The following is a 19,597-nucleotide window of genomic DNA, read 5'->3' as shown; positions in this document are numbered from 1 at the left end:
CCACTTTTTCTTTTTGATTCAACGAGGAACGCAGACATGAGCACGACTCCACATGACATTCGCGGCAAGGTTGTCCTGATCGCCGGTGGCGCCAAGAATCTGGGCGGCTTGCTGGCCGTCGATCTGGCCCAGCAGGGTGCCAAGGCCGTCGCCATCCACTACAACAGCGCATCGAGCAAGGCCGATGCGGATGCGACCGTTGCCGCCATCGAAAAGGCTGGTGCCAAGGCAGTGGCGATTCAAGCGGATCTGACCACCGCCGACGCCATGAGCCAACTGTTTGCCGACACGATCGCCGCCGTCGGCCGCCCCGATATCGCGATCAACACAGTCGGCAAGGTGCTCAAGAAGCCGATGGCCGAGGTCACCGAAGCCGAATACGACGAGATGAGCGCGGTGAACGCCAAATCGGCCTTCTTCTTCCTGAAGGAAGCTGGCAAACATCTGAACGACAACGGCAAGGTCTGCACAGTGGTCACCTCGCTGCTGGGTGCGTTCACGCCGTTCTACTCGTCCTACGCAGGCACCAAAGCGCCGGTCGAACACTTCACCCGCGCGGCCGCCAAGGAGTTCGGCGCACGCGGCATCTCGGTCACCGCCGTCGGCCCAGGCCCGATGGACACACCCTTCTTCTACCCTGCCGAAGGTGCAGACGCGGTCGCCTATCACAAGACAGCGGCGGCGCTTTCGCCGTTCTCCCGGACCGGCCTGACCGACATCGAGGACGTTGTGCCCTTCATCCGCCATTTGGTAAGTGATGGTTGGTGGGTGACCGGCCAGACCATCCTCATCAACGGTGGTTACACCACCAAATAAGCGAACGCCCACAAGGGCCGGCAGGCAGAAGTGCCTACTTCTGCTTGCAATTTGACTGCATGTACAAGCATATGAACATTTTTCGATGCTGCACATTCCGCGTTGCGCCCATAGAATGGACCACGTGTCTAATTCTTCCCCCACCCCTCCTCTCAACGCCGACCTGCACTGTCACTCTGTGGTGTCCGACGGCACACTCACTCCCGAAGCGCTAGCCGAGCGCGCCAGCGCCAACGGCGTGCAGCTGTGGGCGCTCACCGATCACGATGAAATCGGCGGCCAGCACCGGGCCCGTGCAGCGGCGCATGCCCATGGCATGGACTACCTCACCGGCACCGAAATCTCGGTGACCTTTGCGGACGACACGGTGCACATCGTCGGCCTGGGGTTCGATCCGGACAACGAGCAACTCACCAAGGGGTTGGAGCTCACGCGCGGCGGACGTGGCGCGCGGGCACAAGAGATTTCAAGGCAGCTTGCCGAAGCAGGCATTCACAACGCCTACGAAGGCGCGCTCAAATATGTGGGCAATCCCGAGCTGATCTCGCGCACCCACTTTGCGCGCTATCTGGTCGAGATCGGCGCCTGCCGCGACACCTCGGAAGTCTTTCGCCGCTATCTCACCGAAGGCCATCCCGGCTTTGTGCCGCACTGCTGGGCCACGCTCGCCAACGCCGTGCGCTGGATTCGCGACGCGGGCGGCATGGCGGTGATCGCGCACCCGGCGCGTTATCGCTTCACCGCCAATGAAGAATACGCGCTGTTTTCCGAGTTCAAGAAGCACGGCGGCGAAGGCGTGGAGGTTGTCACCGGCAGCCACACGCCGTCCGAGTACAAGACTTACGCCGACATGGCGCTGGAGTTCGATCTGGCCGCATCGCGCGGCAGCGATTTCCACAGCCCCGACGAATCGCACACGGACCTGGGCACCTTGCCACCACTGCCGGAAAAGCTCACAGCCGTCTGGGACGTGATCGCCCACCGCATCCAGCGCCGCCCAGCCGCCTGAACCCCACAGCCGCCGCCCCGCAACCCTGCACGCACAGAAGAAGACCAAGCCATGGCGCAATATTTTGAAATCCATCCCGAAAACCCGCAGCCGCGTCTGCTCAAGCAGGCCGTGAGCATTCTCCAGAGCGGCGGTGTGATGGCCGTGCCCACCGATTCGAGCTACGCCCTCGTCTGCCAGCTCGACGACACCAAGGCCGTCGAGCGCCTGCGCCGCATTCGCCAGGTGGATGAAAAGCACCACCTCACGCTGCTGTGCCGCGACCTGTCCGAGCTGTCGAGCTACGCGCGTGTGGACAACCGCCAGTACCGTCTGCTCAAGCAGGCTACGCCGGGTCCCTACACCTTCATCCTCGACGCGACCAAGGAAGTGCCGCGCCGCGTGAGCCATCCCCAGCGCAAGACCATCGGCCTGCGCGTGCCCGACCGCAAGGGCCTGCAGTTGCTGCTCGAACTGCTGGGCGCTCCGCTGCTGGCCACCACCTTCATCCCGCCCGGCGAGACCGAGCCGCTGAACGACCCCGAGGAAATCCGCGAGCGCTTCGAGAAGCTGATCGACGGCGTGGTCGATGCCGGCCCTTGCCCGCAGCAGCCCACCACCGTGGTCGATCTGACACCCATGGAAAACGGCGGCGATGCCGTGGTGGTGCGCGAAGGACGCGGCAGTCTCTCGGCGCTGGGGCTGTAAGCCCAACGGGGCCCGACGCCTCAATTCAGGACGGCGCGAATACGTTTTTGGGGCTTCGCTTCCGGCGGCTGGCTCAGGTCTGCGAAAATGGCTGCGTGGACGCATCCAATCTCATCCAAACCATTCTGATCTACGCCCTGCCGGTGCTCTTTGCCATCACGGTGCACGAGGCCGCGCACGGCTATGTGGCCCGTCATTTTGGCGACAACACCGCGCAGATGATGGGCCGGATCACCCTCAATCCGCTCAAGCACATCGACCCCATCGGCACGATTCTGATGCCGCTGCTGCTGTATTTTGCGACCTCCGGCACCTTTCTGTTCGGCTACGCCAAGCCGGTTCCGGTGAACTTCTCGCACCTGCGTCATCCCAAGCGCGACATGATCTGGGTGGCGCTGGCGGGCCCGATGGCCAACTTCATTCAGGCGATCCTCTGGGCTTTGTTCCTGATCTTCCTGCTGGCCTTCGACGTCAACGAGCGCTTCTTCCTCGCCATGGCCAAGGCCGGCGTGATGGTGAATCTGGTGATGTGGGCGTTCAACCTGTTTCCGCTGCCACCGCTCGACGGCGGCCGCGTGCTCGTCGGCCTGCTGCCTTGGAAACAAGCGCAGTGGGTGGCCCGGCTTGAGCCCTACGGCTTCTTCATCGTCATGGCTCTGGTCATCATGGGCGTAGTGAGCGATTACTGGCTGCGCCCCTTGATGGAGGTGGGCGGCTACATCATCACACTGCTGATGATGCCCTTCCGCGCCATCTTGCTGGGCTGATCGGTCGCTACACGTCCCATTCGTTTCCTCGAATCTTCGATTTTTCGCTTCATTCAAAACATGTCCGTCACCCGCTTCCTCACCGGCATCACGCCTTCCGGCACACCGCACCTCGGCAACTATGCCGGCATGATCCGTCCCGCCATCAGGGCCAGCCGCGATCCGGGCGTGGAGAGCTACTACTTCCTCGCCGACTATCACGCGCTCATCAAGGCCCATGATCCCGATCGCGTGCACCGCTCGACACTGGAGATCGCCGCAAGCTGGCTGGCCGCCGGTCTCGATCCCGAGCACGTGACCTTCTACCGCCAGTCTGCCGTGCCCGAAGTGACCGAGCTGACCTGGTTCCTCACCTGCGTGACCGGCAAGGGCATGCTCAACCGCGCGCATGCCTACAAGGCCTCGCAGGACAAGAACACCGAAGCCGGTCGCGACATCGATGACGGCGTGACCGCAGGTCTCTTCATGTACCCAGTGCTGATGGCCGCCGACATCCTGATCTTCAACGCCCACAAGGTCCCCGTGGGCCGCGACCAGATCCAGCACATCGAGATGGCGCGCGACATCGCATCGAGCTTCAACCACCTCTACGGCGAGCACTTCACGCTGCCCGAAGCGGTGATCGAGGAAAGCGTGGCCACCATCGCCGGCCTCGACGGTCGCAAGATGAGCAAGAGCTACGACAACACGATTCCGCTGTTCACGCCGCGCGATCAGCTCAAGAAGCTCGTGGGCAGCATCGTAACCGACTCACGCGCACCGGGCGAGCCCAAGGAAATCGAAGGCTCTGCGCTGTTCCAGCTCTATCAGGCATTCGCCAAGCCCGAGCAGACCGACGCCATGCGCCGCGCCTACGCCGACGGCATTTCCTGGGGCGATGCCAAGCAGGCGCTGTTCGAATGCATCGACGCCGAAATCGCCCCGATGCGCGCGCACTACGAAGACCTGATGGCCAATCCGGACAAGGTGGAAGCGGCGCTCGCCATCGGCGAAGAACGCGCCCGCGCCAAGTCGCACCCCTTCGTGCAGACCTTGCGCGAAGCCGTGGGCCTGCGCAGCCTGCGCGCCGGTCAGGGCAGCAAGAAGGCCGCCAAGGAAACCAAGGTCGCGCTGCCCAGCTTCAAGCAATACCGCGAGGCCGATGGCAAGTTCTACTTCAAGCTGGTCGCAGCCGACGGCAAGCTGCTGCTGCAAAGCGCAGGGTTCACCGCGCCGAAGGAAGCCGGTCAGACCATCGGCCAACTGCAGAAGGATGCGGGCGCACTGGCGGCTATGGCCGCTCAGTTCACGCTGGCCGAAGGCGTGGGCATGGACGACGTGCAGGCCGCTCTGGAAGCCCTGCGCAACGCTGCATGACCTGATAGAAGCGGGCACGAGCGGACACCGCGAACGCACTTTTGGACGCCTTGCGACACCACAGTCCGGACGTCCAAAACAGTGCGCGATTTGCAAGCAATTTGCGGAAGCACAATCGACGTATATCAAGAAGGAATCAGGGTTGCGACAGAGGCAGTTAACAAATGTTAACTTCGCACCATCCATGTGCAGTTCATCGGTCTGCTTCCTATACTCGGACGAAGATTTTTTCCACTGAATTCCCTGCAAGGATTTCCATGCGTATTGTGGCTCTGGATGATGACGCACTGCAGCTCGAGCTGTTCAAGCGTGCCATAACCGACATGGGGCACTCGTGTCACACCTATCAAACCGGCGCGGCCCTCATGAAGGACATGCGTCGCGACACCTTCGACCTGTTGTTGGTCGACTGGCACCTGCCTGATACATCGGGCCCCGAAGTGGTGCGCTGGGTGCGCAAGCATGTCGGACTTGATCTGCCGATCCTCTTCGTGACGAGTCGCCAGGAAGAGCGCGACATCGTCGAAGGACTCGACTGCGGCGCTGACGACTTCATGGTCAAACCCGTGCGCGTGGGCGAACTCACTGCGCGCGTCGGTGCCCTGCTGCGCCGCGCCTATCCCGCCGCCGTGAACGAGGTGTTGGAGTTCGGTCGCTACCGTTTCCTGCCCGAGACCCGCACGCTGGAGATGGACAGCAAGGCCGTCGAACTCAAGAACCGCGAATACGACCTCGCGCTGTTCCTGTTCCAGAACATGGGCCGCCTGCTCTCACGCGACCACCTGCGCGAAATCATCTGGGGTCAGACCAGCGACGTGATCTCCCGCTCGCTCGATACTCACATTTCTCGCCTTCGCAGTCAGCTCGACCTGCGTCCGGACAATGGCTTTATCGTGACAGCCGTGTACGGAATGGGTTATCGTTTCGAAGCAGTCAAGCCCAAGAGCGAAGACGCTTTGATTTCTACGTAATCCCGAACCCGCGACAACCACGGGTCTCAACACTCTGTAGGATATAGTCACCAGCGCTCGCCAGAGAGCGAAGGCTGGAATAATGACGATTGTCCGGGAGGAAGTACTGTGGTCCGTTTGCTGAGTCATTCACCGCCGAAACAACTGATTCTCAGGGCTGTGGCATCCGTTGCCATGGCCTTGCCTGCATTGGCGTTCGCCCAACCTGACGGGTTCATCGAACACCGCATCAAACAGGGCGACACGCTGGAGCGACTGGCCACCGAGTTCTACGGTGACGTCAAGCTCTGGCCCGAGTTGCAAAAGAGCAACCAGATCACCAATCCCAAGCACCTGCAACCGGGATCGACTCTTCGCATTCCCGTCAAATTCCTTCCGTTGCAATCGGCTGAAGTCAGCTTTGTTCAAGGACAGGCGAGCGTCACCGCCAAGCCGGGCGCTGAGCCCGCCGAACTCAAGGCAGGCCAAAAGCTCGGCGAAGGTGCCCAGATCAAGGTCGCGCCCGACTCGTTCGTCACCGTCAAACTCGCCGATGGCAGCCTGATCCGCATTCAGGCCCAGTCCGATGTGCAGTTGCAGCAACTGCGCCGCAAGGGCCGCGCAGGCAGCCTGCAGTCCGTGCTCGAAATGCAGCAGGGCAGCGTGAACGCCACGGTCGGCACCGAGCCCGATCCTTCGCGCAAGTTCGAGGTCCGCACACCGCGCGCCACGACCAGCGTGCGCGGCACCACGTTCGATGTGTCGCTCACCAACGGCGGCAACGCGCTGTCGTCCGTCACGCACGGCACGGTGTCGGTGCAGGGCAGTGACAAGAAGAATGCAGCCGTCATCAACCAAGGCCAGGGCGTTGCCGTGAGCAGCGATGGCCAGCTCGGTCAGACCAAGGACCTGCTGCCTTCGCCCGATCTGTCGAAGATCCCGGACACCATGGAAGACTCGAATTTCCTGAGCTTCCAGATCGAGCCCGTGCAACAGGCCAGCGCCTATCAGGTGCAGGTCGCGCGCGATGAGTCGATGTCCGAGGTGCTGCGCAGCGGCACCTTCGAGTCCGCACAAGTGCGCATGAAACTGGTCGACGATGGCAACTACTACGTCGTCGCGCGTGCCGTCGACGGACAGCAACTGCCCGGCATGCCTGCCAAGCGCGCACTCAAGGTCAAGACCCAGCCGCCACCGCCGCTGTACCAACAGCCCGCGCCCGGCGGCACCACGTCACGCACGTCGGGCTCGCTGCAATGCACGCCCGTGAGCGGTGTGCAGACCTACCGCATTCAGGTCGCCACCGATGCCACCGGGTTCGCACAGCCGCTGCTCGATCAGAAGAACAGCGGCGACTGCAGCGCCCTGCTCGCCAGCCTGCCCGTGGGCAGCTATCTGTGGCGCGCGGCCAGCATTCGCCAATTGTCCGACGGCTCGCCCGATCAAGGTCCGTTCTCGAAGCCGCAGGCCTTCAAGCTGGCGGACAACCCGGCCACGCCCGATCTCTCCGCCATGAACAGCGCCGAGGACATTCCCGGCCTGCATCTGCAATGGCCCGGCGAGGCGGCACAGACCTATCAACTGCAGGTCTCGCGCACCGAAGACTTTGCCCAGATCCTCTCCGACGAGAAGCTGGACAAGCCCCTTTGGAGCGCGACCGACGTGAAGCCCGGCACCTACTACGTTCGCATCAAGACCCTCGACACCGCCACCGGGCTCGAAAGCCCGTTCTCTGCGGCCCGTCAGGTGCGTGCTGCGGCCGAGGTGCAGAGCGCGTTCGGCCTGCCGCTGACCTCGTCCGACGGCGAACCACTCACACGCAAATGACGCCCCAGCGTCGTTGAGCGCATGAGTCCTCTTCGCTCCACCAGCCGGGCGCAACTCCAGCGCCGCGAGTGGTCGCTGCTCACCGTGGTGCTGCTCTGTCTGGTCACTTGGCTGTGCGTGACCGACGCGCTGCAACGTGTCGATCACCTGATCCACGATGCAGGCGGTCGTCTGCACGCCCCCGAGGCCAACCGTGACATCGTCATCGTCGCCATCGACGACCGCAGCATCGAAACCATAGGCCGCTGGCCATGGCGGCGCGCGCTGCATGCGCAGTTGCTCGACCAGATCACGGAGCAAGCGCCGCGCGCCGTCGGGCTCGACGTGCTGTTCAGCGAGCCCGATGCCGACTACCCCGGCGACGACACCATCCTCTCGCACGCCATCGCTCGCAACGGCAACGTGGTGCTGCCCATCATCCGCAGCACCGACGATTCCAAGGCCGCCATCGACGCGCCCCTGCCACTGATTCGCCAGGGCGCGGCGCAGCTCGGACATGTGCATGTGCAGGTCGATTCCGATGGCGTCGCGCGGCGGCTCTATCTGTTCGAAGGCCCCGAAAACGGCCTGCGCCCGCACTTCAGCCTCGCCATGCAATGCGCCGCGCGGGCACGCGATTACCCCGGCTGCGACGGAGCGAATGTGCCCGCAACCAGCGACACCTGGAAGCAAAGCCGCTTGCGCGTGATCCCGTTCGCCAAAAGCGCGAAGACCGGCCCGACGTTCATCACCTACTCGTACATCGACGTGCTGATGAAGCGCATCCCCTCCGATGCGTTCCGCGGCAAGTACGTGCTTGTCGGAGCCACAGCCACGGGGCTGGGCGACATGTTTGCCGCGCCCGTGGGCCCGGCGGCCGATCGCATTCCCGGTGTCGAACTCGTGGCCCACGTGCTCAACGCGCGCATGGACAACCTGCGCATCATGCCGGCGCCGCTGTCGTGGAATCTGGTGTTCAACCTGCTGCCCGTAGCCGCTGCGCTGGTGGCCGTGCTGCTGCTCGGGCCGTTTGCCGCGCTGGTGGCGTGCAGCTTGATGTTCTTGTTCATGCTGCTGGTCGGCGCGATCACCACGCTCGCCACTGGCTGGCAGTTTGCGCCCGCCGCCGGAATGATGGGCGTGCTGCTCAGCTATCCGCTGTGGAGCTGGCGTCGCCTGTCCGCTGCAGCCATGTTCCTGAGCCAGGAAATGCACGACCTGATGCAGGACGGCGTGAAGCTGCCGACACCGCCCGTCACGCGCGCCAACCGCATTCTTCCCAGCGACTTTCTGGAGCGCCGTATCCACGCGGTCGAGCAGGCCACGCAGCAGTTGCGCGAGCTGCACCATTTCGTGAGCGACAGCCTGCGCCAACTGCCCTCGCCCACTTTCGTGTGCGACAGTCTGGGCGTGATCACGCTCGCCAACGCGGCTGCATCACGCTTGGTGGAAGACACCACGCCCGATCCCGTGGGCCACGCGCTGGCGGAACTGTTTTCCGAACTGGTGCACACCGAATCGGGCAAACCGCTGCTGTCGCTCAACCCGCTGCGGTGGCCCGACATCCCGAGCCAGCAGGAATGCCGCGACGATCAGGGCCGCTATTTTCTGCTGCTGTGCAAGCCGTTTGCGGCCAGCACGAACGCAGGCTGGCTCATCACGCTGGTGGACCTGACCGACATGCGCCGCGCGCAAAAGCAGCGCGACGAAGCGCTGAACTTCATCTCGCACGACATTCGCTCGCCCGTAGCGTCCATCATCACGCTGCTGGAAATGCACCGTGAATATCCCGATCAGGTGCCGTCCACCGAACTGCTGCCGCGCATCGAACGCTATGCGCAATCCTCGCTGTCGATGGCCGAGGGCTTTGTGCGGCTGGCGAGCGCGCAGTCGCAGAACTACACGCTCACGACCTTCGACCTCGCCGCATTGCTTGAAGAAAACGTGGACGACGCCTGGGCCAGCGCGCAGGACAAGCAGGTGCAGGTGCGACTCGAAAGCCGCCCCGACACCGCCGCCTGCTGGGGCGACCGCAGCATGATCAGCCGCGCCATCGGCAACGTGATGAGCAACGCGCTCAAATTCAGCCCGCAGCAATCGACCGTGCACTGCAATCTGTTCACCGAAGGCACGGACTGGGTGATCAGCATTCGCGACGAAGGGCCGGGCATTCCGGAAGAAAAACGGACTTCGTTGTTCGAGCCGTTCCGACGACTGCACGAAGCGAGCCATCCGGGGATTCAAGGCATTGGGCTGGGGTTGGCGCTGGTGCGGACGGTGATTCAGCGGCATGGCGGGCACATAGACGTAGTCAGCGAATCAGGCAACGGAACCGAGTTTCGCCTGCACGTCCCCAGCACCATGCCGGATGCTTCTTGATTGTTTTGTTTGCTCGCTGCACAGGTCCCGCGACGAATTCGGCGTTTTCTGTGCGTTGAGAGTCTTCGTTTTGAGGTGGCGATATAGGCCCTCATGCTTTGTTGCGAAGGCTTGCCGTACAGGCGTACTGTCTGCTCCTTCGCGTCGCGCCTGAGGGCCTATCTCACCATTGTGGCTGGTGATTCGTAGGCCCTGCACGCTGCGTTGCGTGCTGTTTAAAAACCTGCTTTTTCCGACTTCGTTCCGACAATCACCCTTCGTTCTTGGTTGTAGGCCCCTGCCTCTTTTGCCCTTGGCAAGGGAGTTGAGGGTAAGAATTGACTTTGGTCATACCGCTGGGATTTACCCTGATACCGCATGCCTTGTTCTCCGACAATGAGTTGAGACCTCTGTTGATAACTCGTGTTGGAGTGGCAATTCGATATGCAGGAAACCGACCTTTGGGCTTCGTGGAAGAACGCGCAGCAGGCCTTCAGTGAGCAGAACTGGGATGACCGCGTGCGTGGTCGCATGAGTCGCTCGATGATGGGGCTGTCGCCGATCGCGCTGGCGCTTGCGGGGGCTGACTGGGCGTTGCACATCGCGTCCGCGCCGGGCAAGCAGAAGGAGTTGGCGCGCTATGCGATGCGGCTTGCGGGGCAGCGCGGCATTGCGGGGCTGAAGAACGAAGGTGAGGTGGTTGACGAAAGCACGCACGAAGCCGATTCGCGTTTCAGGTCGCCCGAATGGTCGCGCTGGCCGTATCGCCAACTCAAGGACAACTTCACCGCCGTCGAAGCCTGGTGGGCCGATGCCGTGCAGGTCGATGGCATGAACAAACACCATGCGCGTGTGGTCGATTTCTTTGCGCGCCAGTGGCTGGATGCGCTCGCACCGTCCAACTGGATCGCCACCAACCCCGAGGTGCTTTCGCGCTTGAAGGAAACGCACGGCCAAAGCCTGCAGCAAGGCTGGCAGTATCTGATGGATGATGCCGTCGAAGCGCAGAAGGCATGGAACACCGAGCCCGCGCAGGACACGCTCAAGCCGCTGGATTTCGAGGTCGGCAAGGACGTGGCGGTCACTCCCGGCAAGGTCGTTTTCCGCAACGATCTGATCGAGCTGATCCACTACACGCCGATGACCTCCAAGGTCCATCCGGAGCCCGTGCTCATCGTGCCCTCGTGCATCATGAAGTACTACATCCTCGATCTGTCGCCGCACAACTCGATGGTGAAATACCTGCTCGAACAAGGGCATCAGGTATTCATGATTTCGTGGCGCAATCCCGCTGCCGAAGACCGCCATCTCGCCATCGAGAACTGCCTCAGCACCGGTGTGCTCGCCGCCATGCAGGCCGTGAAATCGGTGAGCGGTGCGCAGAGCATCCACGCGCTGGGTTACTGCCTGGGCGGCACGTTTCTCAGCATCGTCGCGGCCACGCTGGGTCGCATCGAGCGACAGAAAAATGGCGCGCGCAACGCGAAGGAAAAGCGGCTCATCCCCAGCGATCTGCCCCAGCTTGCATCCTGCACGCTGCTTGCCGCACAGACCGATTTCAGCGAGCCCGGCGAGCTTGGCGTGTTCATCGATGAAGACCAGCTCGCCACGCTGCGCCAGAAGATGAATCGCAAGGGCTACATGTCGGGCAAGGACATGGGCGGATCGTTCCAATTTCTCTCGTCGCGCGATCTGGTCTGGTCGCGCAACATGCGCCGCTATCTGCTGGGCGAGGCCGAAGCGAGCTTCGATCTGATGAGTTGGAACGCCGACCAGACGCGCCTGCCTGCAGCCATGCACGACGAGTACCTCACCGCGATGTTCCTCGACAACGCGCTGGCCTGCGGCAAGTACCACTTCGCCGGATCAGCCGTGGCGCTCATGGACATCAACGTGCCGCTGTTCGTCGTCGCCACCAAGCGCGATCACGTCGCACCGTGGCGCTCGGTCTACGGCATCCATCTGCAGACCAGCGTGCCCGTGACCTTCGTGCTCGCCGCCGGTGGGCACAACGCAGGCATCGTGAGCGAGCCGGGCCGCCCGCGCCGCAGCTATCAGATCAGCACCGAAGCCGCCGAGCGCGAGCAAAGCTGGATGGCACCCGACGACTGGGCGATCCGCACGCCAGCCATTCAGGGCTCGTGGTGGGAGGCCATGCACGCGTGGCTCACGCAGCATTCGGGCAAGCCCATTGCACCACCGAAGATCGACAGCAAGCACATCGTCTGCGATGCGCCGGGCGAGTATGTCATGGTGCGATATTCGGACTGAAGCGGACTGAGCGGACTGCGCCGACCGACTGATCGGTCCGACTGATTACACTGATCTCCACAAGCTGACTTCATCGCGTCACCGCGAGCATGCAAGCTCTCGCGGTGATTTTCTTTTCTGCACCTCCTTTTCTCTCACGCCCATGAGTCTTCAGGACAGCAATCCCGGCACCGCCGACACCACCACCAACGGCAACGCCGAATGGCTGGAAAACGTCACCTACGACGAGCTGCGAATCGGCCAGAGCGCGCGCCTGGTGCGCACGCTCACGCAGCGCGACATACAGGCGTTTGCTGCCGTGTCGGGCGACATCAATCCCGCGCACATGAACCCCGAGTTCGCGCAGGGCACGCAGTTCCATCAAGTCGTCGCGCACGGCATGTGGAGCGGCGCGCTGATCTCCGCGCTGTTCGGCACGCAGTTCCCCGGCCCCGGCACCATCTATCTGTCGCAGGACCTGCAGTTCACCAAACCCGTGCATGTGGGCGACACGCTCACGGTGACCGCCACCGTCGCAGAGAAAGACGATGCGCGCCACCGCGTGATCATGGATTGCGAAGTCACCAATCAACTCAACGACATCGTGCTCAAGGGCCATGCCAAGCTGCTCGCCCCGACGGAAAAGCTGCGCGTGCAACGCGTGAATGCACCGCTCATCGCACTCTACGACCCCGAGGCCCGCCACCAGCAATTGCTGGCACTCGGCAAGGATCTCGAAGCCGTGCGCTGCGCTGTCGTCCATCCCTGCGATGCGGGATCGCTGCGCGGCGCACTTGATGCTGCAAATCTCGGCCTCATCGTGCCCGTGCTCGTGGGCCCCGAAAGCCGCATTCGCCAGGTGGCTGAAGAGGCTGGTCTAGCGCTGGATGGCATCGAAATCCACAGCACCGAACACAGCCACGCAGCCGCCGCGCTGGCCGCCGACATGGCCGCGCGACGTGAAGTGGAAATGCTCATGAAGGGCAGTCTGCACACCGACGAACTGCTCAAGGCCGTGCTCGCCAAACCCGAGCTGCGCACCGGCCGCCGCCTCTCGCATGTGTTCCGATTCGACGTGCCCGCCTACGCCAAACCGCTGTTCATCACCGACGCCGCCATCAACATCCAGCCCACGCTGGGCGAGAAGATCGACATCGCGCAGAACGCCATTCGCTTCGTGCAGGTGATGGGCGTGGCCACGCCCAAGGTCGCCATCCTCGCCGCCGTGGAGACCGTGGCCGAGAACATGCCGGCCACGCTCGACGCCGCTGCGCTATGCAAGATGGCCGAACGCGGTCAGATTCAAGGCGGCGAACTCGACGGCCCGCTGGCCTTCGACAACGCCATCTCCGCAGAAGCCGCGCGCATCAAGGGCATTCAATCGAAGATCGCCGGACAGGCCGACATCCTGCTCGTACCCGATCTGGAAAGCGGCAACATGCTCGCCAAACAACTCGAATATCTCGCTGGTGCATCGGGCTCGGGCATCGTGCTTGGCGCACGCGTGCCGATCGCGCTCACCAGCCGCGCCGATGGTCCGCGCGCACGCGCCGCTTCGGCCCTGCTCGGCCTGATGGTCGCGCATGACGAGCGCAAGAAGCAAACGTCCAACGCGTTGAAAAAAGGCTGAAGCAGCATGGCCATTCTTGCAATCAATGCGGGCTCGTCGTCGCTCAAATTCTCGCTGCACCCGGTGCTCAACGGACAGGTGCTTCCTGAAATTCTTGCGGGTTCGGTGCAGGGTCTGCAGCCAGGCGGAACGCCTGAATTCGGCTGGAAATACCGCGAAGAAAAATTCAACGGATCGCTTGCCGTGCCCGACGGCAACACCGCCTTCAAGGCATCGCTGGACGAGTTGCGCGCGCTCGTTCCCAAGCTCGAAGGCTTGCCCGAAATCCAGGCCATCGCGCACCGCGTGGTGCATGGTGGCGGCGTCTACACCAGCAGCGTGCTGATCGATGATGCGGTGCTGGAACGCCTTGTGCAATTCAACTCGCTCGCGCCGCTGCACCAGCCGCACAACATCGAAGGCATTCGCCGCTTTCGCGAAGCCTTTCCGCTCGTGCCGCAGGTCGCGTGTTTCGACACCGCATTCCACGCGCACATGCCCGAACGCAACCGCGCCTTTGCCCTGCCCCGCGATTTGAGCGAGCAACAAGGCATTCGCCGCTACGGCTTTCACGGGCTTTCGTATCAGTACATCCAGTCCGTGCTGCAAGAGCGCAGCAAGCGCGCCAACCAACGCGTGGTGATGGCGCATCTCGGCAGCGGCGCAAGCCTGTGCGCCACATTGAACGGCACCAGCATCGCCACCACCATGGGCTTTTCCGCACTCGACGGCCTGATGATGGGATCGCGCTGCGGCAACATCGATCCCGGCGTGCTGCTCTACCTGATGGAACAAGGCTGGGACCACGCGCGCATCGAAGCCCTGCTCTACAAGGAAAGCGGCCTGCTCGGCGTCTCCGGCATCAGCGCCGACATGCGCACGCTGCGTGCCGACACCAGCGAACACGCGAAGCAAGCCATCGACCAATTCACCCACAGCGTGGTGCGCGAAACAGGCGCCCTCATCGCAACGCTCGAAGGCCTCGATGTACTCGCCTTCAGCGGCGGTATCGGCGAAAACGACCCCAGCCTGCGCGCACAAGCCTGCCAACGACTCGCGTGGCTGGGCATCCACATCGACGAAGAACGCAACCAGAACGCAGGCGGCAAGCACCCGTCCGCGATCCATGCGCAGGACAGCAAAGTGGAAGTCTGGGTCATCCCCACGGATGAGGGCCGAGTGGCAGCACGAGACGCCGCAGCCCTGTTGCGCATCACCTGACAAATGAACCAGCCCCCGATCCCGCTGGCCGGAGCGAGCCCGCGAAGCGCAGTGGGCACCAAAGCCACTACCCCAATCGTGAGATAGGCCTTCAGGCGCGACGCGAAGGCCTATGTCACCACCCCAAAACGAGCGACAATCCAAACGACACGGGACGAAAAGCAAAAACGAAAAAGCCCCAGAACATAAATGTTCTGGGGCTTCACGTTTGGTGCGGCTGGCAGGAATCGAACCCACGACCCCTTGGTTCGTAGCCAAGTACTCTATCCAGCTGAGCTACAGCCGCTTGCTGAAGCTATGAATTATAGCGGCATTTTTTGACCCGAAATCAAATTCGCCATCTTTTTGAAAAAATCTTCGTAAATACCCTTGGAACGCGCAGAGCGGCTCCCAAGCGTGTCAAATTACAAATCCGCTTGCCCCGTGCAGTGGATTTCGACAATGATGCTTGCGCTCGCCCTTCGTCAACCCTGCATGGACAGGACAGACGCGGCGACACGAGCCTGCAGCCCGCCGCAAGCGATGGCCGCAGCCAAGGATGACAAAGACAAGAAGAAGGTAAATGACGACGACGGATTCCCGAACACCTGCGCATGCAACGACGCCCTCCGGCGCGATGTGGGAGCAATTGTTCCAGCGCAGCGCCAAGCCCGGTCTGAGCCTTCAGGGCCAGATCCGCGAGATGTTTGTCGATGCGATCCTGACCGGCGTGCTCACGCCCGGCGACCCGGTTCCCTCCAGCCGCGAACTGGCGCGCCATCTGAGCGTGGGCCGCATCACCGTGGTGCTCGCGTTCCAGCAGTTGACCGAAGAAGAGTTTCTGCTGAGTCGCCAACGCAAGGGCCACTTCATTCACCCCGACGTGCTCCAGGGCCGCAAGCTGCAGGTGATGACGACTGCGCCCGCCACCGAACCCGCGAGCGACGATGCCGGCAATCCCCACAACGCAGGCAACGGCGGCATCCACCCCACCGACTGGAACCAGCGCCTGTGGCTGCGCCCCAGCCAGCAGCGCAGCATCGTCAAGGAGCAGAACTGGCAGGACTTCCCCTACCCGTTTCTCTACGGCCAGTTCGACAAGGACCTGTTTCCCACCGCCGCATGGCGCGAATGCTGCCTCAAGGCGCTGAGCGTGCTCGACATCCAGCAATGGGCGCCCGACTACATCACGCGCGACGACGACAGCCTGATCCACCAGATCCAGACCAAGGTGCTGCCGCGCCGTGGGGTCTGGGCCTCACCCGAGGAAATCATCATCACCGTGGGCGCGCAGCATGCGCTCTACATGGTGGGTGACCTGCTGCTGCGCGACGACTCGCACGTCGGCATGGAAGACCCCGGTTATCCCGACGCGCGCAACATCTTCACCAGCCGCACCTCGCAGCTCAAGTTCATGCAGGTCGACGGTGACGGCCTGCCACTGTCGACCGATCTGCGCGATCTGGACTATCTGTATGTCACCCCCAGCCACCAGTGCCCCACGGGCGTGACCATGCCGCTGGAGCGCCGCCACGCGCTGCTCAACATGGCGCAGGAAGAGGACATCATCCTCATCGAGGACGACTACGAAAGCGAAAGCAGTTTCGACGACCAGCCCGTGCCCGCTCTCAAGAGCCTGGACCGCAGCAACCGCGTGATCTACGTGGGCAGCCTCTCCAAAAGCCTTGCACCGGGCCTGCGCATCGGCTACATCGTCGCCGCGCCCGAGCTGCTGCAGGAACTGCGCGCGCTGCGCCGCCTGATGATCCGCCACCCCACCACCTTCGTGCAACGCACGCTGGCGATGTTCATCTCGCTGGGCCACTACGAAGCCCAACTGCGCCGCCTCGCCCAAGCGCAAAAAGAACGCCACGCCGCACTGATCACCGCCATGACCGAGCACCTGCCCGAATGCCGCATCACCCCCGTGCGCGGCGGCGGCTCCTGCTGGGTGCAACTGCCCGACCATGTCTCCGCCCTCGCACTGGCACGCAGCGCCGCCAAACATGGCGTGCTGATCGAACCCGGCGACATCTTCTTCAAATCGCCTGTAGCGCCGGGCAATTTCATCCGGCTTGGATACCAGTCCATCCCAGCACAGAAGATCCCGCAAGGCATTCAAGCCCTCGCACAAGCGATGCGAGAAGTTTGAAAAGCAAAGAAGACAAGCCAAGCAAAAGCCCCGTCAACTCAAAAAGTTGACGGGGCTTTTTTCAAACAACGAAGGTATTCAAACCACAAGCTCCGCAGCGAGCAAAGCGTTTGAACAGAACACCCCAATGGTGAGATAGGCCCTCAGGCTAGGCGTGAAGCCGCTGACAGTACTTCGGTACGGCAAGGCTTCGACAACGACGCATGAGGGCCTATATCGCCACCTCAAAACGAAGACTCTCAGACCGCGAACAAACATCCAAATTCGTCACGCGGCCCAAACACCCACATTGAAGTCAGTTCAACTCAGCTCTTCTTCAACTTCGTTGGTTTGAAATTCGCGGGCTTGCGATCGTCTGGGGTCTTGCCTCCATTGATCAGATGACGAATGAAATACGCGACAAGGAGAATCCCCAAGCTCGCCACCCCCAGCATCAACGGCGTGCGTTGCTCCGGAATGAACGCCATCGCAATCACGATGGAGCACATGCCGGCAATCGCCAGATAAGTGAGATACGGAAAGCACCACATGCGCACCTTCAGCAGATGCGGTGCTTCGCGCTCCAGACGCTTGCGCAGGCGCAGTTGCGAAATCGCGATCAGGATGTAGACAAAAATCGCGACCGTACCGTACGAGTTCACGAGGAACGCAAACACCGTATCCGGCGAGACATACGACATCACGATCGCGCCGTAACCAAACAGCGTGGCGATCAGAATCGCACGCACCGGCACGCCGTTCTTGCTGACCTTGGCGAGCGACTTGGGCGCATCACCGCGCTTGGTCAATGCAAACAGCATGCGCGACGAAGCATAAAGACCGGAGTTCAGCGCAGACAGCACAGCCGTCAGCACGATGGCGTTCATGATCTGCGCTGCAGCGGGCACGCCCATGGCGTTCAGTGCGCTCACGTAAGGCGTGGCGATGTCCTTGCTGTTCCATGGCACCAGGCAGGCCACCAGCAGCACCGAGCCGACATAGAAAACCAGCACGCGCGTGATCACAGAATTCGTGGCCTTGGCGACGGCCTTTTGCGGCTCTGCGGTTTCGGCAGCGGCGATCGTCACGATCTCGGCACCGAAGTAAAAGCCAGTGGCAGCCACTGCGCCGGTCAGCACGGGAATCCAGCCATTGGGCGCAAAGCCGCCGTGCTGCGTGAGGTTGGCGATCTGCAGACCGTTCGCGCCCGGAGTCCAGCCCAGCACATGCACGCCGGCGATGAACAGAAACACGACGATGGCCGCGACCTTGATGGACGAGAACCAGAACTCGAATTCGCCAAACGATTTCACCGACACCAGATTGGTGAGCGTGAGCATCACGAGCAGCACGAGACTGATGATCCAGCCATCCACATTCGGCAGCCAGTAGCGCAGCAGATCGGCACCGGCCACGGCTTCGAGCGCGACCACGATCACCCAGAAATACCAGTACATCCAACCGGTCAGAAAGCCCGCGAGTCGGGACAGGCCGGGATGATCGGCGAACGCCTCACGCGAGTACTCGTAGAACGAGCCGCCGCTGGGCATGGCACAGGCCAGCTCGCCGAGCATGCGCATCACCAGCACGACCAGCAGGCCGGTGATCAGAAAGGAAATGACGGCCGCAGGGCCCGCCTGTTTGATGACGACGCCCGAGCCGATGAACAAACCAGCACCGATCACGCCACCGAGGGCGATCATGGTCATGTGGCGTTCTTTCAGTCCGGTCGACAGCCCCGAGGCTGTTTGGGGGTTATGCATGATGTGATGTCTCCTTTTTTATGAGGATGTTCTGGCTCTGCCTGTGCTGCGCTGCATTCATGGCCTGCGTTTTGCAAGAAACGTGCGCGCAGCTGGCCGGACCGGCGTCTGTGTCCGGTTTGTCCGTCGAGTGTGTGGAGAAATCAGCAGCGAGCAGGGCCCGACAAGCCACGCTCAAAACCTTGAACGTGGCGATATCGAACTGTCGCGCTGACTGTGACCTTGCGGTCTATGGATTGTCGGTCGAGAAACCGCTCGCTCAGGCCGCCTTGGCCAGTGCAGGACGGTTCTTGCGGAAGGCGTTCTTCACGGCGATCTTGCCGTCCTTGAACGTGAAGATGTCGACCATGCGCGCTTCCACGCGCGAGCCGTCGGCTGCCGTTCCCTTGAACGTCGATTCGGATACGCCGCGGTCGCCGTTGACCCAGTGGTCGCCATCCAGCCATGCGGCGTCGGGGAATGCGCCCCAGGCTGCCATGAAGCCTTCGCGGACCTGTTCGCGGCCGATGAAGCTCTTGCCCAGTTCGTCAGGACCCGCCACCGCGTGGAACACGCAGTCGTCGGCCATGAAGCTCATCAGCGCGTCGATGTCGTGCTTGTTCCATGCTTCTGCAAAGCGTGCCAGAAATTGTGCGTCGGGCTGATTGGAGCTGTTGGTGCTCATGTTGTCTCCTGATCCTTGAATGAAAACCTGCCGCTGCGCATGAAAACTGCGCACGGCAAAACGAAACGATGGGACGCATGTTAGGCAGGCTGGCGGCGGATTCGTAGAACCAGCACCCACTTATCGTTAAGTCCAGTGGATCCACGGGTCAAAAAACCGCCCATCTGGACCTATGGAAACCTCCCCTCTGGCGCTAACTGCGCCGCAGACGGCTGGATATGCTGACCTCCA

Annotated in this window: 14 protein-coding genes and 1 tRNA gene; 12 read left to right on the top strand and 3 right to left on the bottom strand. The window is 62.3% G+C overall.

Annotated features, from left to right (window positions below; all coding sequences use genetic code 11):
- Positions 1-36 precede the first annotated feature (36 nt).
- From G7048_RS17010 to G7048_RS16960, 11 genes are all read left to right on the top strand, one after another.
- Complete coding sequence (locus tag G7048_RS17010) at positions 37-816, top strand: SDR family oxidoreductase (protein WP_166069276.1); 780 nt, start codon at positions 37-39, stop codon at positions 814-816.
- A gap of 124 nt (positions 817-940) precedes the next feature.
- On the top strand, positions 941-1,825 hold the full coding sequence (locus G7048_RS17005; RefSeq protein WP_240933015.1) for a 3',5'-nucleoside bisphosphate phosphatase: 885 nt from the start codon (positions 941-943) through the stop codon (positions 1,823-1,825).
- Between the two features lie 51 nt (positions 1,826-1,876).
- On the top strand, positions 1,877-2,512 hold the full coding sequence (locus G7048_RS17000) for an L-threonylcarbamoyladenylate synthase (RefSeq protein ID WP_166069274.1): 636 nt from the start codon (positions 1,877-1,879) through the stop codon (positions 2,510-2,512).
- A 95-nt stretch (positions 2,513-2,607) separates the two neighbouring features.
- The gene (locus G7048_RS16995) at positions 2,608-3,279 is read left to right on the top strand and encodes a site-2 protease family protein (RefSeq protein WP_166069273.1); all 672 of its coding nucleotides are present in this window, start codon (positions 2,608-2,610) and stop codon (positions 3,277-3,279) included.
- Between the two features lie 60 nt (positions 3,280-3,339).
- Entirely contained in the window at positions 3,340-4,635 is a 1,296-nt protein-coding gene (locus G7048_RS16990; RefSeq protein WP_166069272.1) for a tryptophan--tRNA ligase, read from the top strand.
- Positions 4,636-4,892: 257 nt separating this feature from the next.
- Positions 4,893-5,606, top strand: coding sequence for a response regulator transcription factor (locus G7048_RS16985; RefSeq protein ID WP_166069271.1), 714 nt, complete (start codon positions 4,893-4,895; stop codon positions 5,604-5,606).
- 159 nt (positions 5,607-5,765) lie between these two features.
- Positions 5,766-7,412 (top strand): FecR domain-containing protein, encoded by a 1,647-nt coding sequence (locus G7048_RS16980; RefSeq protein ID WP_240933014.1) that lies wholly within the window; start codon positions 5,766-5,768, stop codon positions 7,410-7,412.
- A gap of 21 nt (positions 7,413-7,433) precedes the next feature.
- Positions 7,434-9,770 carry a CHASE2 domain-containing protein gene (locus tag G7048_RS16975; RefSeq protein WP_166069270.1) on the top strand — a complete coding sequence of 779 codons (2,337 nt, stop codon included), beginning with the start codon at positions 7,434-7,436 and terminating at the stop codon, positions 9,768-9,770.
- A gap of 423 nt (positions 9,771-10,193) precedes the next feature.
- Entirely contained in the window at positions 10,194-12,020 is a 1,827-nt protein-coding gene (locus G7048_RS16970; protein ID WP_166069269.1) for an alpha/beta hydrolase, read from the top strand.
- A 142-nt stretch (positions 12,021-12,162) separates the two neighbouring features.
- Positions 12,163-13,629, top strand: coding sequence for a bifunctional enoyl-CoA hydratase/phosphate acetyltransferase (locus tag G7048_RS16965; protein WP_166069268.1), 1,467 nt, complete (start codon positions 12,163-12,165; stop codon positions 13,627-13,629).
- Positions 13,630-13,635: 6 nt separating this feature from the next.
- The gene (locus G7048_RS16960; RefSeq protein ID WP_166069267.1) at positions 13,636-14,829 is read left to right on the top strand and encodes an acetate/propionate family kinase; all 1,194 of its coding nucleotides are present in this window, start codon (positions 13,636-13,638) and stop codon (positions 14,827-14,829) included.
- 209 nt (positions 14,830-15,038) lie between these two features.
- On the opposite strand, the gene G7048_RS16955 is transcribed toward G7048_RS16960, so the two are convergent.
- Positions 15,039-15,115, bottom strand: a tRNA-Arg gene (locus G7048_RS16955).
- Between the two features lie 330 nt (positions 15,116-15,445).
- On the opposite strand from G7048_RS16955, the gene G7048_RS16950 reads away from it, so the two are divergent.
- Positions 15,446-16,960, top strand: a complete 1,515-nt coding sequence (locus G7048_RS16950; RefSeq protein ID WP_166071023.1) for a PLP-dependent aminotransferase family protein — start codon at positions 15,446-15,448, stop codon at positions 16,958-16,960.
- A 305-nt stretch (positions 16,961-17,265) separates the two neighbouring features.
- Here G7048_RS16950 and G7048_RS16945 read toward each other — a convergent pair whose 3' ends face one another.
- Positions 17,266-18,702, bottom strand: coding sequence for an amino acid permease (locus G7048_RS16945; protein WP_166069266.1), 1,437 nt, complete (start codon positions 18,700-18,702; stop codon positions 17,266-17,268).
- A gap of 259 nt (positions 18,703-18,961) precedes the next feature.
- Positions 18,962-19,366: a nuclear transport factor 2 family protein gene (locus G7048_RS16940; RefSeq protein ID WP_166069265.1), complete on the bottom strand. Its 405-nt coding sequence runs from the start codon at positions 19,364-19,366 to the stop codon at positions 18,962-18,964.
- Positions 19,367-19,597 lie beyond the last annotated feature (231 nt).

This window comes from Diaphorobacter sp. HDW4B (genome assembly GCF_011305535.1).
In the GTDB taxonomy this organism is placed as follows: Bacteria; Pseudomonadota; Gammaproteobacteria; order Burkholderiales; family Burkholderiaceae_C; genus Diaphorobacter_A.
The sequence above is the reverse complement of the archived record's forward strand: the minus strand, read 5'-3'. Positions and strand labels throughout refer to the sequence as shown.

What these genes read in the sequence shown, in the direction of transcription:
- G7048_RS17010 (WP_166069276.1), top strand. Translation starts at nt 37, where the DNA reads ATGAGCACGACTCCACATGACATTCGCGGCAAGGTTGTCCTGATCGCC.
- G7048_RS17000 (WP_166069274.1), top strand. Translation starts at nt 1,877, where the DNA reads ATGGCGCAATATTTTGAAATCCATCCCGAAAACCCGCAGCCGCGTCTG.
- G7048_RS16990 (WP_166069272.1), top strand. Translation starts at nt 3,340, where the DNA reads ATGTCCGTCACCCGCTTCCTCACCGGCATCACGCCTTCCGGCACACCG.
- G7048_RS16985 (WP_166069271.1), top strand. Translation starts at nt 4,893, where the DNA reads ATGCGTATTGTGGCTCTGGATGATGACGCACTGCAGCTCGAGCTGTTC.
- G7048_RS16975 (WP_166069270.1), top strand. Translation starts at nt 7,434, where the DNA reads ATGAGTCCTCTTCGCTCCACCAGCCGGGCGCAACTCCAGCGCCGCGAG.
- G7048_RS16970 (WP_166069269.1), top strand. Translation starts at nt 10,194, where the DNA reads ATGCAGGAAACCGACCTTTGGGCTTCGTGGAAGAACGCGCAGCAGGCC.
- G7048_RS16965 (WP_166069268.1), top strand. Translation starts at nt 12,163, where the DNA reads ATGAGTCTTCAGGACAGCAATCCCGGCACCGCCGACACCACCACCAAC.
- G7048_RS16960 (WP_166069267.1), top strand. Translation starts at nt 13,636, where the DNA reads ATGGCCATTCTTGCAATCAATGCGGGCTCGTCGTCGCTCAAATTCTCG.
- G7048_RS16950 (WP_166071023.1), top strand. Translation starts at nt 15,446, where the DNA reads ATGTGGGAGCAATTGTTCCAGCGCAGCGCCAAGCCCGGTCTGAGCCTT.
- G7048_RS16945 (WP_166069266.1), bottom strand. Translation starts at nt 18,702, where the DNA reads ATGCATAACCCCCAAACAGCCTCGGGGCTGTCGACCGGACTGAAAGAA.
- G7048_RS16940 (WP_166069265.1), bottom strand. Translation starts at nt 19,366, where the DNA reads ATGAGCACCAACAGCTCCAATCAGCCCGACGCACAATTTCTGGCACGC.